Raw genomic sequence first — 14,035 nt, 5'->3', positions numbered from 1 at the left:
AACCTCCAGAAATTATAAAATTTCTGCCAAATAAAAAAACATACTTTAAATAAAAGTATGCCTGAATTGAGAACTTATGTTATTAAGCGTATTACTATGGCAGCTTCGTAATACTTAATTCACAGGAACATGTCGTCATCGCCATCGGCCTTAGGCTCAAAACATATAAGTGAACTAACCTCTGTTTAAATTGTCAGTTAAGTATACATGAAATAAAAGAGAATGTAAAGAAAAAAATAAAATAAATAAAAAGGTTAAAATAGAATTTTAAGTAGTTATCTTTATAAATATAAAATGTGGAGGCGAAGAGGTTATGTATTCAAAAGATGATATGATTTTATGGTCGATGATAAGTTCTATGGTTGTAAATATTGGCAAAATAGAAATTTTGGCTTTTTCACCTGAATACTTATTTCGAATTTTTAAAAAATCTAGTGAATTAGGTATAAATATATTAAAGGGTAATTATAAAGAAGTATTAGAAGTTATAAATATATTAAAAGATGGGACTGAAAAAGAAAAAATTAAAATTTTTTTTAGTGATTTTAAGATGTTAAAAAATTTAAGAAAGCAAATAGATGAAGAGAAGAAAATAATGGCTAAAAATGATATAAAGTTTATTACATACTTTTGTTATAATTATCCCCAAAAATTAAGAGCATCCAAAATACCTCCATTTGTGTTGTATTATAAAGGAGAAGAAATAGATGAAAAAAATCTAGATAATTCTATTTGTATAGTAGGAACAAGAAAACCAGAAGGAAAAAATATAGAGGAGTTTACAGAAGAAATTATAAAAAATATGAAGGGAGATTTGAAATACAACATAAGTGGATTAGCTGTTGGGTGTGATTGTATTGGACATAAAGTTAGTTTAAAATATAATATAAAAAATATAGCTATATTAGGTCAAGGATTAGGGAGTGAAATTTATCCAAAAGAACATTTAAATTTAGCAAATGAAATATTAAATAAAGGTGGAACGATTATCTCTGAAATACCTCCAAGTTTAAAAGTAAAAGGGATATATCTTCTTCAAAGAAATAGAATCCAAGCTTATTTAACAGAAGAATTATTAATCTTAGAAACAGGAAAAAAAGGTGGAACTGTGACGACTTTGAAAGTAGCTTTTTCTGAAAAAAAGAGAGTTTATATTAGAAATATAAAAATAAATCAAACTATATTTAATATGAAAAATATATCTAAAGTTACATTTATAAGTTCCTATTCTGATATAAATTTAATTAAAATTTTAACTTCTAAACCAAATACTCTTTTTACTTTTGAATTTTCTTGAGATATAATAGAAGAGAAATTTAGAAGGAGGTATTTTAGATATGATTTTATTAGATGGAGCTATGGGAACAACAATTTCAAATATATATAAAATAGAGGACAAGTGTAGGGAAAAATTAAATTATACAAAACCTGAATTGATAAATGAAATACATGAAAAATATATAGCGTCAGGAGTAGATTGTTTAAAAGCAAACACTTTTAATTGTTCTAAAGAAGCCTTGAGAAATTATGGTGAAAACGAAGAAAAAGCTTATGAATATGCATTTTTAGGAGCAGAAATTTGTAGAAAAGTTGCTAAAAAATATAATAAAAAAAGTATTGGTACTTTCTGTTTGCCAGATAAAGATCAAATAGATGGAATTTTGGATGGTAATGTGGACATAATTATGATTGAAACCATTTATAATTTAAACAAAGGTCTACAGAGTCTAAATTTAGTAAAAGAAAGAATGAAAAAGAAAAAACTAAAAAAACCTTTAATGATTTCATTTGCAGTTAATAAAGACGGAAAACTTTATTCTGGGGAAAAGCTTGTGGATATATATGAAAATTTTATAGATGATTATATTGTTTCAATAGGAATTAATTGTAGTGAATTAACAGAAGGGGTTATTGAAGCATTAAAAAAAATAAAAAAAGAAACAAATTTGAAAGTGTCATTTCATCCAAATTCTGATGGAAATATAAAAAAATTTGTAAAAGATATAAATAGATTATTAAAAATAAAAGTAGTTGATATAGTTGGTGGATGTTGTGGTACAGATTTTGATCATATAAAAATGTTGAAAATGAGTTTTGAAGAGAAATTATAAAAGTGGTGTACCTGACGAGAGTTGAACTCATGACCTACTCCTTAGGAGGGAGTTGCTCTATCCAACTGAGCTACAGATACACTTTATATTTTGAATGTAACATATAAAAAAATAAAAGTCAAGATAAAAAATAGTGATAAAAAAGAAGTTTTTTTACTTAGGAAAAAAACTTCTTTTTTAGTTTTTTCATATGCTTGACAATGGGTTTAATTATAAAGTATAATTAACAATATGTTTCATATAATTACAATTTTGGAGGGGTTTTATGAAAAGAGTTTCGGTTTTATTAGGAGCATTAGCTCTTACGACAATGGCATCAGCAGCACCAACAAAAATTGGAGTAACAGTTTATCGTTATGATGATAATTTTATGTCAACAGTTAGACAAAGAATTGAAGAAGTAGCAAAGAACGATAAGAATGTTGAAGTTTTAATGAACGATTCACAAAATGACCAATCTAAACAAAATGACCAAGTAGATGTATTAATTGCTAAAGGGGTAGATGCATTAGCAATTAACTTAGTTGATCCAGCAGCCGCATCAACAATAATTCAAAAAGCTAAAGCTGAGGATATTCCGGTTGTATTCTATAATAAAGAACCATCTAAAGCAGATATGGAGAGCTATGACAAAGCTTATTATGTAGGAACAGATTCAAAAGAATCAGGAGTTATTCAAGGGGAAGTAATAGCTAAGCATTGGGCAGCGAATCCAGCTTGGGATTTAAACAAAGATGGAGTATTACAATATGTTCTTTTAAAAGGAGAGCCTGGACATCCAGACGCAGAAGCTAGAACAACATATGTAACACAAACTTTAAATGAAAAAGGAATAAAAACACAAGAATTACATATGGATACTGGAATGTGGGATGCTGCTATGGCAAAAGATAAGATGGAAGCATGGTTATCAGGTCCAAATGGTGAAAAAATAGAGGTTGTAATTGCAAATAATGATGGAATGGCAATGGGAGCTGTTGAGGCATTAAAAGCTAATGGAAAAGCAAAAACTCCTGTATTTGGAGTAGATGCTTTAGCTGAAGTTTTAGTTATGGTTGAAAACGGAGATGTTGCAGGAACAGTACTTAATGATGGAATGAACCAAGGTCAAGCAACATACGAAATTGCAAAAAATTTAGCTGAAGGAAAAAAACCTACAGAAGGAACAAAATGGGAATTAAAAGATAAAGTATTAAGAGTACCTTATGTAGGAGTAGATAAAGACAATTTAAAAGATTTTAAAAAGTAGTGTGTAGGGGAGGTATGAGCCTCCCTTTCTTTATAAAATATTTAGATTTTAAGGAGTGGGTATGGAAAAATATTTACTAGAAATGACAGAAGTATCAAAGTCTTTTCCCGGAGTAAAAGCTCTAGATAAGGTAAATTTAAAAATAAGACCTCATACAGTTCATGCTTTAATGGGAGAAAATGGAGCTGGGAAGTCAACTTTAATGAAATGTTTATTTGGAATTTATTCAAGAGATGAGGGGAAAGTTTTCTTAGATGGAAAAGAAGTTAATTTTATTTCAGCTAAAGATGCTTTAGAAAATGGTGTATCAATGGTTCACCAAGAACTAAATCAAGTTTTACAAAGAACTGTAATGGACAATGTTTGGTTAGGGAGGTATCCTTTAAAAGGAATATTTGTAGATCATAAAAAGATGTATGAAGATACAAAGAAAATATTTAAAGAGTTGGAAATTGATGTAGATCCAAAAGCGAAAGTTTCAACATTATCTGTATCACAGATGCAAATGGTTGAGATAGCAAAGGCCTTTTCATATAATTCTAAAATAATAGTAATGGATGAGCCTACATCCTCTCTAACAGAAAAGGAAGTTGGACATCTTTTTAAGATTATCAAAAAGCTTACAGATAGAGGTTGTGGTGTTGTATATATATCTCATAAAATGGAAGAAATAAAAGAGATTTGTGATGATATAACAATACTAAGAGATGGACAGTGGGTTACTACAACGAGTTTAGAGGGACTATCTACTGACGAGATAATAAGTATGATGGTTGGAAGATCTTTAACTCAAAGATTTCCTGAAAAAACAAATATTCCAGAAGAGGTTGTGCTTCAAGTAGAAAGTTTAACAGCTAAAAATCAACCGTCTATAAAAGATGTAAGTTTCGAATTAAGAAAAGGAGAAATATTAGGAGTAGCTGGATTAGTTGGATCTAAAAGAACAGATATAGTTGAGACTATATTTGGAATTAGAGAAAGAGAAAGTGGGAAAGTAATAATAAATGGAAAAGAGATAGAAAACAAAACTAGCTTAGAAGCTATAAAAAATGGATTCGCACTTGTAACAGAAGAAAGAAGAGCTACAGGAATTTTTCCTCAACTTAATATTGAATTTAATTCATTAATATCTAATATGACTAATTATGAAGGTAAAAATAAAATTTTAAATTCATCTAAAATGTATGGAGATACAAAATGGGTTATTGACTCGATGAGAGTAAAAACACCAACTCAAAAAACACCGATAGGGAATTTATCTGGTGGAAATCAACAGAAAGTAATAATAGGACGATGGCTTTTAACGAGTCCAGATATATTAATGCTAGATGAACCAACAAGAGGTATAGATGTAGGAGCTAAATACGAAATTTATCAATTAATGTTAGATTTAGCAAATAAAGGAAAAGGAATAATAATGATATCTTCAGAAATGCCAGAGCTTTTAGGAGTTACAGATAGAATACTTGTTATGAGTAATGGAAGAGTAGCTGGGATTGTTAATACTAAAGATACAACCCAAGAAGAAATTTTAAAATTAGCATCATTATATTTATAAATTACAGGAGGAAGAAATGGAATTTTTTAAGGGTAAAGATACAAAAAAACTTCTATTAGATGGAGGGTTATATTTAGTATTGTTGATACTTATAGCAGGAATAATTATAAAAGAACCATCTTTTCTAAGTTTTAGAAATATGAGAAATATACTAACTCAATCATCAGTTAGAACAATATTAGCTTTAGGAGTAGCAGGAATAATAGTTACTCAAGGAACAGACTTATCTGTAGGAAGACAAGTAGGGTTATCAGCAGTAATTTCGGCGACATTATTACAGGCAATGACTAATGTAAATAAAGTATTTCCTAATTTAGATACATTACCAATTCCAGCTGTTATAGTTATAATTGGAATTATTGGAGCATTTGTTGGATTTTTAAATGGATTTGTTGTAGCATACTTAAATGTAACTCCATTTGTTGCAACGCTAGGTTCGATGATTATAATCTATGGTGCAAACTCTTTATATTATGATTATGTTGGAGCTTCACCAATAGCAGGATTTTCAAAGAGTTTTACTAATTTTGCTCAAGGCTATTTCACAATAGCAGGATTTAGATTTAACTATCTGATTATTTATGCAGCATTAGCAGTATTGTTTATATGGATTTTATGGAATAAAACAACTTTTGGAAAAAATTTATTTGCAGTAGGAGGAAATCCTGAAGCGGCTAAGGTATCAGGAGTAAATGTAAAAAAGACATTAGTGTTAGTTTATACATTATCTGGAATATTCTATGCTTTTGGTGGAATGCTGGAGGCTGGAAGAGTAGGAAGTGCTACAAATAACCTTGGAAATATGTATGAGATGGATGCTATAGCAGCTTGTGTTGTAGGAGGAGTTTCATTTTCAGGAGGAGTAGGAACAGTTCCAGGAGTATTAATAGGGGTTATAATTTTTACTGTAATAAACTATGGATTAACTTTTATAGGAGTAAATCCATATTGGCAATATATAATAAAAGGATTAATAATAGTTATGGCAGTTGCATTAGATACGTTAAAATATGTAAAGAAAAAATAGAAATAATAAAAAGAATCTAGAGGTATACTCCTCTAGATTCTTTTTTTAATCTATATATTTGATGGTTTCTTTTAACTCTAAACTTTTTTTTATATTAATGACTCTTTGATTTTTACTACCACGCCATTTAAGATTTAAATCTTTTTCTTCTATTCGAAACTTTCCATCGACTAAAATATCACATAATTCTATAAGAGATAATAACTTTGGGCTTTCAATAATAGCTTCCCAAGTAAAACCTGACCAAATCCAGATATCTTTTTCAGGAAAAAGATTTTTAAATTTCTTTATAAAAGACACAAGAGGATCTATATTGCTGATATATGTAGGATCTCCTCCTAATAAAGATAATCCTTTTATACTTTTATCATATTTTTTAAAATAGTTTAAAATATCATTTTCAATTTCTTCAGTAAATAGAGAACCATAATTTGGATCCCAAGTATCAGAATTAAAACAATCTTTACAATAGTGTGAACAACCACTTACAAAAAGACTAACTCTAATACCTTCCCCGTTAATCATATCTGTATATTTAATACCAGAATAATTCATAATCAATCTCCCATCATTTTACATATGTTTAACTCTATTTATAACCTCTTTTTGTTTTCCTTTATTGAAAGGTCTAGAATCAGGTTGAGCTAAGTAACCACATACTCTTCTTATAACATTCATTTTAGTAGAATCATGATTTCCACATTGTGGACATTCAAATCCTCTTTCTGTTGCTAAAAATTCTCCATTAAAGTTACAGATGTGACATTTATCAACTGGTTGATTAATTCCCATATAGTGAATTCCAATTGATTGAGCATATCTTAAAACTTGATATACAGCTTCAAGGTTTTTCTTTAAAGAATCAGTTTCAATATAACTGATATGCCCACCAGCTGCTAAAGTATGTCCAGGAGCCTCTAATCTCAATTTCTCAAAAGGATTTATTTTAATTTTAGAAGAAACGTGGAAAGAGTTATCGTAATATTCTTTATCAGTGATTCCTTCAATCGGACCAAACTCTTTTAAATCTATTTGGGCAAATCTATCGCAAAGAGATTCAGAAGGTGTAGAATAAAGAGCGAATCCTAATTTTGTTTCATCTTTAAATTCTTTAACTTTTTTAGAAATATATTCTAAAATTTTAAATGTTTTATCATATGATTCTTCATCTAAGGCAAAGTTTTTACCATATATAAGTTCAGAAACTTCGCTAAGACCAATGTAACCAATAGATACAGTAGCATATCCGCCCCAGATTAAATCTTTGATTGTTTCTTTAGCTTGTTTCTCAGAAAGAGCACCGGCCATCCAAAGAATTGGAGCAATTTCTGCAGGAGTATTTTCTAAATATTTAGCTCTGAATATACTATTTTCTTTACAAAGGTTTAAAATTTCATCTAATTCTTTATAGAATCCAGCTTCATTACCTCTATTTTTTATAGCGATTTTAGGTAAGTTAATTGTAGTAGCTCCAATATTAAATCTACCTGAGTATTTTTCATTTCCATTTTCGTCCCACCAAGGAGATAGGAACGCTCTACATCCCATAGGATAAACAACAGTACCGTTTTTAACTTGTTCTGGTGTAACGAATAAGATATCAGGATAAACAGATTTTGTCATACATTCAAAAGCAAGTTGAGATATATCCCAGTTTGGATCTTCAGGATTGAAGTTTAATCCATCGCAAACAGCATAAACGATTTTAGGGAATATAGCAGTCTCTTTTTTTGCTCCAAATCCTTCCATTCTAGTTTTGAATACAAATTTTTGAACTAATTTACCTTCCCAAGATGTTTCAGTTCCTATTCCTATAGTAGTAAAAGGAGTTTGACCATTAACTGTAGATAAACTATTGATTTCATATTCTAAACCTTGCATAGACTGTTTTACAGACTCCTCAGTCATGTCTACAGTATAATCAAAAGCATTTGGATATTTTGCTTTTAAAGATTCATTAGAGTAGTTGATATCAGTTGTAGAAAGAATTGAATCAATTTCACTTTGAGTTAATCTTTCTATATACTTTAATCCTTTTGCAAAATGTTTTTTAAATGTTTTAACAATATATGGAACAAGTGCTCTGTCAAGGTAAGGAATAGAACATCCACCATAAGTATTCGAAGAAACAGAAGCGATAATTTGTACAATATGTCCAACTGCAACTTCAACAGAGTTAGGTTCTAACATTTTAGCATTACCGATATTGCATCCACCTTTTAACATTTGTTCAATATTAACTAATTCACAATTTGTCTCTCTAAAAAGAAGGTAATCTAAATCATGTATATGTATTCTTCCGCTTTCATGAGCTTCTTTTAGATGCTTTGGTAGAATTCTATTTAGATAATAATCTTTTGATGAAATACCAGCTAATAAATCTCTTTGCACAGAAATTGTTTTTCCATCTTTATTGGCATTTTCATTTAACATATCTTCATTAGATGCATCAATTAATTCTCCAATTTTTTTATATATAACTTGTTCTTTTTTTCTTAACTCATTTTTAACAGTACGATATTCTTGATAAGAAAGTGCAATATCTTTTTCAGAAGATCCCATAAGTTTTTTAACAACAATATCTTGGATTTCCTCAACATGCATCTTAGGAGTATCAAGATTTTCTATTTGAGACGCTATTTTCTCAATAAGATCGGCATTAACTAATTTTTCTTTTTGATTGAAAGCCATAGTAATAGCTCTGACAATTCTACTTTTATCAAAGGTTACAGTTGATCCATCTCTTTTAATAACTTCTTTCAAAGAAATCACCCCATTTTTATTTTTTTCTTCAATCATTATACACATTTTTATATAATTCTACAAACGTGTAAAAAAGTAAAAATGGTTAAAAAAATGGTTAAAAAAAAATATTTGACAGAAAAATATAGAGTTATTAAAGCAAAATGAAGTTGAAAAAATAATCAAAATAAAAAAAATAGATCAAAAAAAATTCATAGAAAAAATAAAAAAACACAATATATATTGTTTGGTTTAAAAAAATAACACAAGATATTGTGTTAGAATGATTTTTTTATTTTTTGAAATATAAAAAAATAAAAAAATATCAAAAAAATATGCTATAGTATTTTGAAATACTAATATAAAAGGAGGGGTTTTATGTTTGATAAAAATATCTATATTTCAAGAAGAAAAAAATTAAAAGAATTGGTGGGAGATGGATTAATCTTGATTATAGGAAATTCAGAATCACCAATGTCTTATGCGGATAATGCGTATAATTTTATACAAGATTCAACATTTTTATATTATTTTGGATTAAATTCACCAGATTTGATTGGGGTTATAGATATAGAAAATAATGAAGAATATATATTTGGAAAAGAATTTACAATAGATGATATAATTTGGATGGGACAACAAAAAACTTTTAAAGAAAGAGCTGCAGAAGTAGGGATTGGAAAATTTCTAGAATTGGAAAAATTGAGAGATATATTAGAAAAGGCTAAGTTAAAAAAACAAATTATTCATTTTACTAATCAGTATCGTACTGAAAATAGTTTGAAAATCTCTAGATTACTAGACTTTGATTTGGATGATATAAATGAAAAGTTTTCAAAAAAATTAGTGGCTGGAATAATAGAAATGAGAAATTCAAAAAAAGACTATGAAATTATAGAATTAGAAAAAGCTACAAATGTTACAAGAGAAATGCACTTAACAGCTATGAAAAATGTAAAGCCAGGAATGAAGGGGTATGAATTGGTAGCGCTGTTAGAAGCAGCAGCAAAAAAATATAATGCTACAACATCTTTTCATACTATTTGCACAACGAATGGTCAAATTTTACATAATCATTTTCATGGGAATACTTTTAAAGAGGGAGATGTAGTTCTGTTGGATTGTGGTGCTAGATTAGAGAATGGTTATTGTGGTGATATGACGACAGTTTTTCCAGTTTCAGGAAAATTTGATTCTAGACAAAAGGATATATATTCATTATTAATTGAGATGTTTGATAGAGCAGAAGAATGCACAAAACCTGGAGTAACAAATAAGTTTGTTCATTTAGAGGTTTGTAAAGTTTTAGCCAAAGGAATGATTAAAAGAGGTATTATGAAGGGCGATATAGATGAAATAGTTAATGTAGGAGCACATGCATTATTTTTTCCACATGGATTAGGACATATGATAGGCTTAGATGTTCATGATATGGAAAATTTTGGTGAAAATAATGTTGGTTATGATGAGACTACAAAAAGAGAAACTCAATTTGGATTAAAATCTTTAAGAATGGGTAAAGAACTAAAACCAGGGTATGTTTTAACAATTGAACCAGGTATTTATTTTATTCCTGAATTAATAGAAAGATGGAAAAAAGAAGGTAAATTTGAAGAATACATTAATTACGAAGAGGTAAAAAAATATTTAGATTTTGGCGGAATGAGATATGAAGGAGATTTTTTAATAACGGAAAATGGAAATAGAAGATTAGGAGATAAAATGCCTAAATATTTTAATGAGATAGAAGAAATTTTAAAAAACAACATCTGACCATTCTGAAAAAGAGCGAAAATGTTCTAAAAACAAAAAAATAAAAGAATACAAAAACTATTTAAAAACATTGTTGACATTTTAGTACGGATATAGTATTATTAATTGAAACCGATGATTAAGTAAATTTAATACCCCCCAAAAATTTATTTAAATCTTTTTATTTTAACACTCCCCCGTGTTATAAAAAACTCCTTTTACCCCAAAAGGAGTTTTTTTATTACAAAATATAAGAACTGCCCTCTGAAATTTCAGAAGGCAGTTCTTTACATTTCAAATATATTATTTATTTTTAAAATATTGTTTTCAAAAACTTCAAATTCTATATAAGTATAAATGTCTTCAATACTGTCTTGAAATTTGTTTTCAAAAGCAATAACATTTTCATTTAAGCAATCTTGAATTTCTTTTTCACTTAAATCGTTATGTATATCATAATAATTATTTTCAATCATAAAATTATTTAATTCTTCAAAAGTCATTTTTTTTCCAATTAAAGAAAGTTCGTTTTTTAACATAGAATCCTCCTACAAATTAAAACATGATAGCATAATGAATACCAAAAGATTCATTATTTTTATTTGAACTATTTTGATCAACTTGAGAAAAATGGTTATTTATTTGATAAGTGTAGCTTACAGAAAGATTATTATTTAGGTAAAATCTAATTTGATTTTGCCATTGTAAAGAGTCGTGAGTTTGCTTATTAAATTCAGAGCTATTTTTTGCACCAAAATCATAATCAAGCCAACCACTAAATCCAAATTTCATACCATTTTCAAATTTATAAATAGTACCACCATAAGCAATATTAAATAAATATCCATCCCATTGATCTTCGTTTCGACCATAATTCTTTTCTACATACCTAGCATATAAATTTGTTTTAAAATAATCAAACTTCATATACTTCATTTCTGGAATTGATATATAGTTACCAATACCAACATAATATTTTCTAAGTCCTTCATTTTGTCCAGTCCATTGACTTTTGCCATGAACATTATCAAAATCAAATTGAGTTGCAATAAACCACTCTGATATAGGTCCGAAAGATAGATTGGTTCCAGTTAAACCATCTAGTGATATTCTAGGTGAAATTTCACCATAAGTATAGTTAGCATCAATACCATTTTTGTCACTTAATTTAGAGTTTTTAAAGATATTTGATCTATCCACAAACCAATATAAATCTAAAAGATTATATCTAGTCGTCCCTTGTACCTCTAATATAACATCTTTTTCTGAAGTTCCCCAACCATTTGGCAAGGCATTACCTTTAATAAGGCTACCTTCTAAAACAGTAAAATTCCAAGGTTCATATTTAGCATAACTTACTGTTGAAAGTATAACTGAACCTAAAAGTAAAAATTTCTTTAATAACATAATCCCTCCGTGTTAATATTCCCGTATAAAGCTTTCAATCTCCATTAATAGAAGATTAATATTTTCTTTAGTGAGTACGCAAACTCTAAAAAACTTTTCATTTAATTTATCAAAAGATTGAGCTTTTCTAATAATAATACCTTTTTCAGATAGATAATTATAAAGAATATTGGCATCAAATCTAGAGCTTAAAATTTCACAAAGAATAAAATTACTATTTGAGTTATAAACTTTAAACTCTTTAAAGTTTTTTAACCCTTTAAATAGTAAATTGAAATTTTCGTTAAAATTATTATGACACATATTTATAAAGTCATAATCTCTAAACATTGCTTCACCCATTAGAGAAGCAAAAATATTTATATTCCAAAGATTAGGAATAATATTTAAAGAGTCTAAAATCTCTCCTTTTGAAACAATAGAATATCCAAGCCTAATTCCAGGAGTAGAAAAGAACTTAGATGTTCCTCTAATAACTATAAATTTATCATACTTATTAACTAAATTGATAGCAGAAGTTTTAGAAGAATCTGTAAATTCAATATATGTTTCATCAATCATAATTGGCTTTTTAAAATTTAAATAAATTTTTTCAAGATCTTCAACAGAAATTAATGTTCCTGTAGGGTTGTTTGGATTGCAGATAATAATCATATCAAAGCAATTAGAAGAAATAAATGAGATTAAATGATCTATATTGATTTGAAAGTTATTTTCTTTTTCATAAAAAAACTTAGTAATTTTTGACCCAACCTTAATTAGTTCATTTTCATATTCAGAATATGCAGGTGATAAAAGTAAAGTATCTTTTGGAGAAATAATTTTAATTGTAGAAGATATAAGCTCTGTAGCTCCACTACCTAAAACAATATTTTCTGAATTACAATTACAGTAGCTTGAAATACTAGCCTTTAATTCTATATAATCAGGATCAGGATAAATACTTGCAAGTTGTAAGTTATCTTTTAGTTTTTTTAATCCTTTAGGACTAAGTCCAAAAGGATTTATATTTGAACTAAAATCAATAATTTGATTTTCATTAATACCCAATGTTTCTGATAGTTGATGAAGATTTGCTCCATGATTATTTTTCATAAAACCCCTCCATTATTTAAAATATATAACTATTTTAACAAATATAGTTTTTTTTTGCAAAAGAATGTTATAAAATATAGATATAATTAAAAATAAAAAGGGGAATAGTAATGAGAAATCCAAAAGTAGTCGTAATAGGAGGTGGAAGTGGGCTTTCTGTAGTATTAAGAGGGTTAAAACACTTTCCAATAGATGTAACAGCTATTGTTTCTGTTGCAGATAGTGGTGGAAGTAGTGGTATTTTAAAGAAAGAATTTAATATACCGGCACCAGGTGATTTAAGAAATGTAATGATAGCATTAAGTAACGTAGAGCCTTTGATAGAGGAAGTTTTTCAGTATAGATTTAGAGAGGACTCTTCAATAGGAGCTCATCCATTAGGAAATTTATTGATAACAGCAATGACTGAGATTACCGGAGATGTACAAGTTGCACTTCGAAGACTTAGAAAACTTTTTAATATTAATGGAAAGATACTTCCTGCAACTTTAGAAAAAATAGAATTAATAGCAGAAAAAACAAGTGGTGGATTTGTATTTGGGGAGTCAGATATACCAGTTTTAGGAGAAAAAATAAAAAGAGTTTTTTATGATGGAAAAGTAAATAGCCCGAAGGAAAACATCAAAGCTATTGAAGAAGCAGATTTAATAGTATTTTCAATAGGAAGTCTTTATACAAGTATTATTCCAAATTTACTTTTGGAGAATATGCAAGAGGCTTTAAAGAGATCAAAAGCGCAAAAAATTTATATTTGCAATGCTATGGGACAAATGGGAGAAACAGAAAATTATAGTGTTGCAGATCATATAGAATCAATAAATAGGCATGTAGGATTTGATATGATTGATAAAGTAATTGTTAATTCGGTTGAGATACCTGAAGAAATACTTAAAAGATATAGTGAAGAAGGAAGTACTCTAGTTGAGTTAGATATAAATAGATTAAAAAAAATGAGAGTAAAAGTAATAAAAGAACCTTTGATAAAAATAGATTCAGAAAAAAGAGTTAGGCATTTATCACACAAATTAGCTGCAGTTATATATTCACAAATAGAAAATCTTGAAAATTTTTATGATGAATAAAAGGAGGAGAAA

General features: G+C 28.1%; 12 protein-coding genes and 1 tRNA gene. 7 read left to right on the top strand and 6 right to left on the bottom strand.

The window, feature by feature from the left end:
* Positions 1-313 precede the first annotated feature (313 nt).
* Both MKD34_RS11070 and MKD34_RS11065 read left to right on the top strand, forming a co-directional pair.
* Entirely contained in the window at positions 314-1,297 is a 984-nt protein-coding gene (locus MKD34_RS11070) for a DNA-processing protein DprA (RefSeq protein ID WP_240220369.1), read from the top strand.
* A 40-nt stretch (positions 1,298-1,337) separates the two neighbouring features.
* Entirely contained in the window at positions 1,338-2,111 is a 774-nt protein-coding gene (locus tag MKD34_RS11065; protein WP_240220367.1) for a homocysteine S-methyltransferase family protein, read from the top strand.
* A gap of 3 nt (positions 2,112-2,114) precedes the next feature.
* Here the strand turns inward: MKD34_RS11065 and MKD34_RS11060 are convergent.
* Positions 2,115-2,191 (bottom strand) — tRNA-Arg (locus MKD34_RS11060).
* A gap of 185 nt (positions 2,192-2,376) precedes the next feature.
* On the opposite strand from MKD34_RS11060, the gene mglB reads away from it, so the two are divergent.
* From mglB to mglC, 3 genes are all read left to right on the top strand, one after another.
* Positions 2,377-3,360 carry a galactose/glucose ABC transporter substrate-binding protein MglB gene (gene mglB, locus MKD34_RS11055; protein WP_185892227.1) on the top strand — a complete coding sequence of 328 codons (984 nt, stop codon included), beginning with the start codon at positions 2,377-2,379 and terminating at the stop codon, positions 3,358-3,360.
* 61 nt (positions 3,361-3,421) lie between these two features.
* The gene (gene mglA / locus MKD34_RS11050; protein WP_240220365.1) at positions 3,422-4,918 is read left to right on the top strand and encodes a galactose/methyl galactoside ABC transporter ATP-binding protein MglA; all 1,497 of its coding nucleotides are present in this window, start codon (positions 3,422-3,424) and stop codon (positions 4,916-4,918) included.
* Positions 4,919-4,934: 16 nt separating this feature from the next.
* On the top strand, positions 4,935-5,945 hold the full coding sequence (mglC, locus tag MKD34_RS11045) for a galactose/methyl galactoside ABC transporter permease MglC (protein ID WP_023049652.1): 1,011 nt from the start codon (positions 4,935-4,937) through the stop codon (positions 5,943-5,945).
* A 45-nt stretch (positions 5,946-5,990) separates the two neighbouring features.
* Here mglC and nrdG read toward each other — a convergent pair whose 3' ends face one another.
* Together nrdG and nrdD are read right to left on the bottom strand one after the other, a co-directional pair.
* Complete coding sequence (nrdG, locus tag MKD34_RS11040) at positions 5,991-6,500, bottom strand: anaerobic ribonucleoside-triphosphate reductase activating protein (protein WP_240220362.1); 510 nt, start codon at positions 6,498-6,500, stop codon at positions 5,991-5,993.
* 18 nt (positions 6,501-6,518) lie between these two features.
* Positions 6,519-8,708, bottom strand: a complete 2,190-nt coding sequence (gene nrdD / locus MKD34_RS11035) for an anaerobic ribonucleoside-triphosphate reductase (protein ID WP_240220360.1) — start codon at positions 8,706-8,708, stop codon at positions 6,519-6,521.
* A gap of 357 nt (positions 8,709-9,065) precedes the next feature.
* Between nrdD and MKD34_RS11030 the strand changes: the two genes are divergently transcribed.
* Positions 9,066-10,460 (top strand): aminopeptidase P family protein, encoded by a 1,395-nt coding sequence (locus MKD34_RS11030; protein WP_240220358.1) that lies wholly within the window; start codon positions 9,066-9,068, stop codon positions 10,458-10,460.
* Positions 10,461-10,726: 266 nt separating this feature from the next.
* Here the strand turns inward: MKD34_RS11030 and MKD34_RS11025 are convergent, their stop codons facing one another.
* From MKD34_RS11025 to MKD34_RS11015, 3 genes are read right to left on the bottom strand one after another with little or no spacing between them, the layout of a single operon-like run.
* Complete coding sequence (locus MKD34_RS11025; protein WP_240220356.1) at positions 10,727-10,978, bottom strand: hypothetical protein; 252 nt, start codon at positions 10,976-10,978, stop codon at positions 10,727-10,729.
* Between the two features lie 16 nt (positions 10,979-10,994).
* Complete coding sequence (locus MKD34_RS11020) at positions 10,995-11,846, bottom strand: outer membrane protein OmpK (RefSeq protein WP_240220354.1); 852 nt, start codon at positions 11,844-11,846, stop codon at positions 10,995-10,997.
* Positions 11,847-11,858: 12 nt separating this feature from the next.
* Positions 11,859-12,941 carry a pyridoxal phosphate-dependent aminotransferase gene (locus MKD34_RS11015; protein ID WP_240220352.1) on the bottom strand — a complete coding sequence of 361 codons (1,083 nt, stop codon included), beginning with the start codon at positions 12,939-12,941 and terminating at the stop codon, positions 11,859-11,861.
* A gap of 110 nt (positions 12,942-13,051) precedes the next feature.
* Between MKD34_RS11015 and MKD34_RS11010 the strand changes: the two genes are divergently transcribed.
* Positions 13,052-14,023: a gluconeogenesis factor YvcK family protein gene (locus tag MKD34_RS11010; protein ID WP_240220345.1), complete on the top strand. Its 972-nt coding sequence runs from the start codon at positions 13,052-13,054 to the stop codon at positions 14,021-14,023.
* The last annotated feature ends 12 nt before the right edge of the window (positions 14,024-14,035 follow it).

It is taken from the genome of Cetobacterium somerae (assembly GCF_022430525.1).
Lineage (GTDB): Bacteria > Fusobacteriota > Fusobacteriia > Fusobacteriales > Fusobacteriaceae > Cetobacterium_A.
The sequence above is the reverse complement of the archived record's forward strand: the minus strand, read 5'-3'. Positions and strand labels throughout refer to the sequence as shown.

Excerpts from the sequence above, each read along its gene's own strand:
- mglA (WP_240220365.1), top strand. The coding sequence starts at position 3,422 with ATGGAAAAATATTTACTAGAAATGACAGAAGTATCAAAGTCTTTTCCC.
- MKD34_RS11025 (WP_240220356.1), bottom strand. The coding sequence starts at position 10,978 with ATGTTAAAAAACGAACTTTCTTTAATTGGAAAAAAAATGACTTTTGAA.
- MKD34_RS11015 (WP_240220352.1), bottom strand. The coding sequence starts at position 12,941 with ATGAAAAATAATCATGGAGCAAATCTTCATCAACTATCAGAAACATTG.
- nrdG (WP_240220362.1), bottom strand. The coding sequence starts at position 6,500 with ATGAATTATTCTGGTATTAAATATACAGATATGATTAACGGGGAAGGT.
- MKD34_RS11030 (WP_240220358.1), top strand. The coding sequence starts at position 9,066 with ATGTTTGATAAAAATATCTATATTTCAAGAAGAAAAAAATTAAAAGAA.
- mglC (WP_023049652.1), top strand. The coding sequence starts at position 4,935 with ATGGAATTTTTTAAGGGTAAAGATACAAAAAAACTTCTATTAGATGGA.
- MKD34_RS11070 (WP_240220369.1), top strand. The coding sequence starts at position 314 with ATGTATTCAAAAGATGATATGATTTTATGGTCGATGATAAGTTCTATG.
- mglB (WP_185892227.1), top strand. The coding sequence starts at position 2,377 with ATGAAAAGAGTTTCGGTTTTATTAGGAGCATTAGCTCTTACGACAATG.
- MKD34_RS11065 (WP_240220367.1), top strand. The coding sequence starts at position 1,338 with ATGATTTTATTAGATGGAGCTATGGGAACAACAATTTCAAATATATAT.
- MKD34_RS11020 (WP_240220354.1), bottom strand. The coding sequence starts at position 11,846 with ATGTTATTAAAGAAATTTTTACTTTTAGGTTCAGTTATACTTTCAACA.
- MKD34_RS11010 (WP_240220345.1), top strand. The coding sequence starts at position 13,052 with ATGAGAAATCCAAAAGTAGTCGTAATAGGAGGTGGAAGTGGGCTTTCT.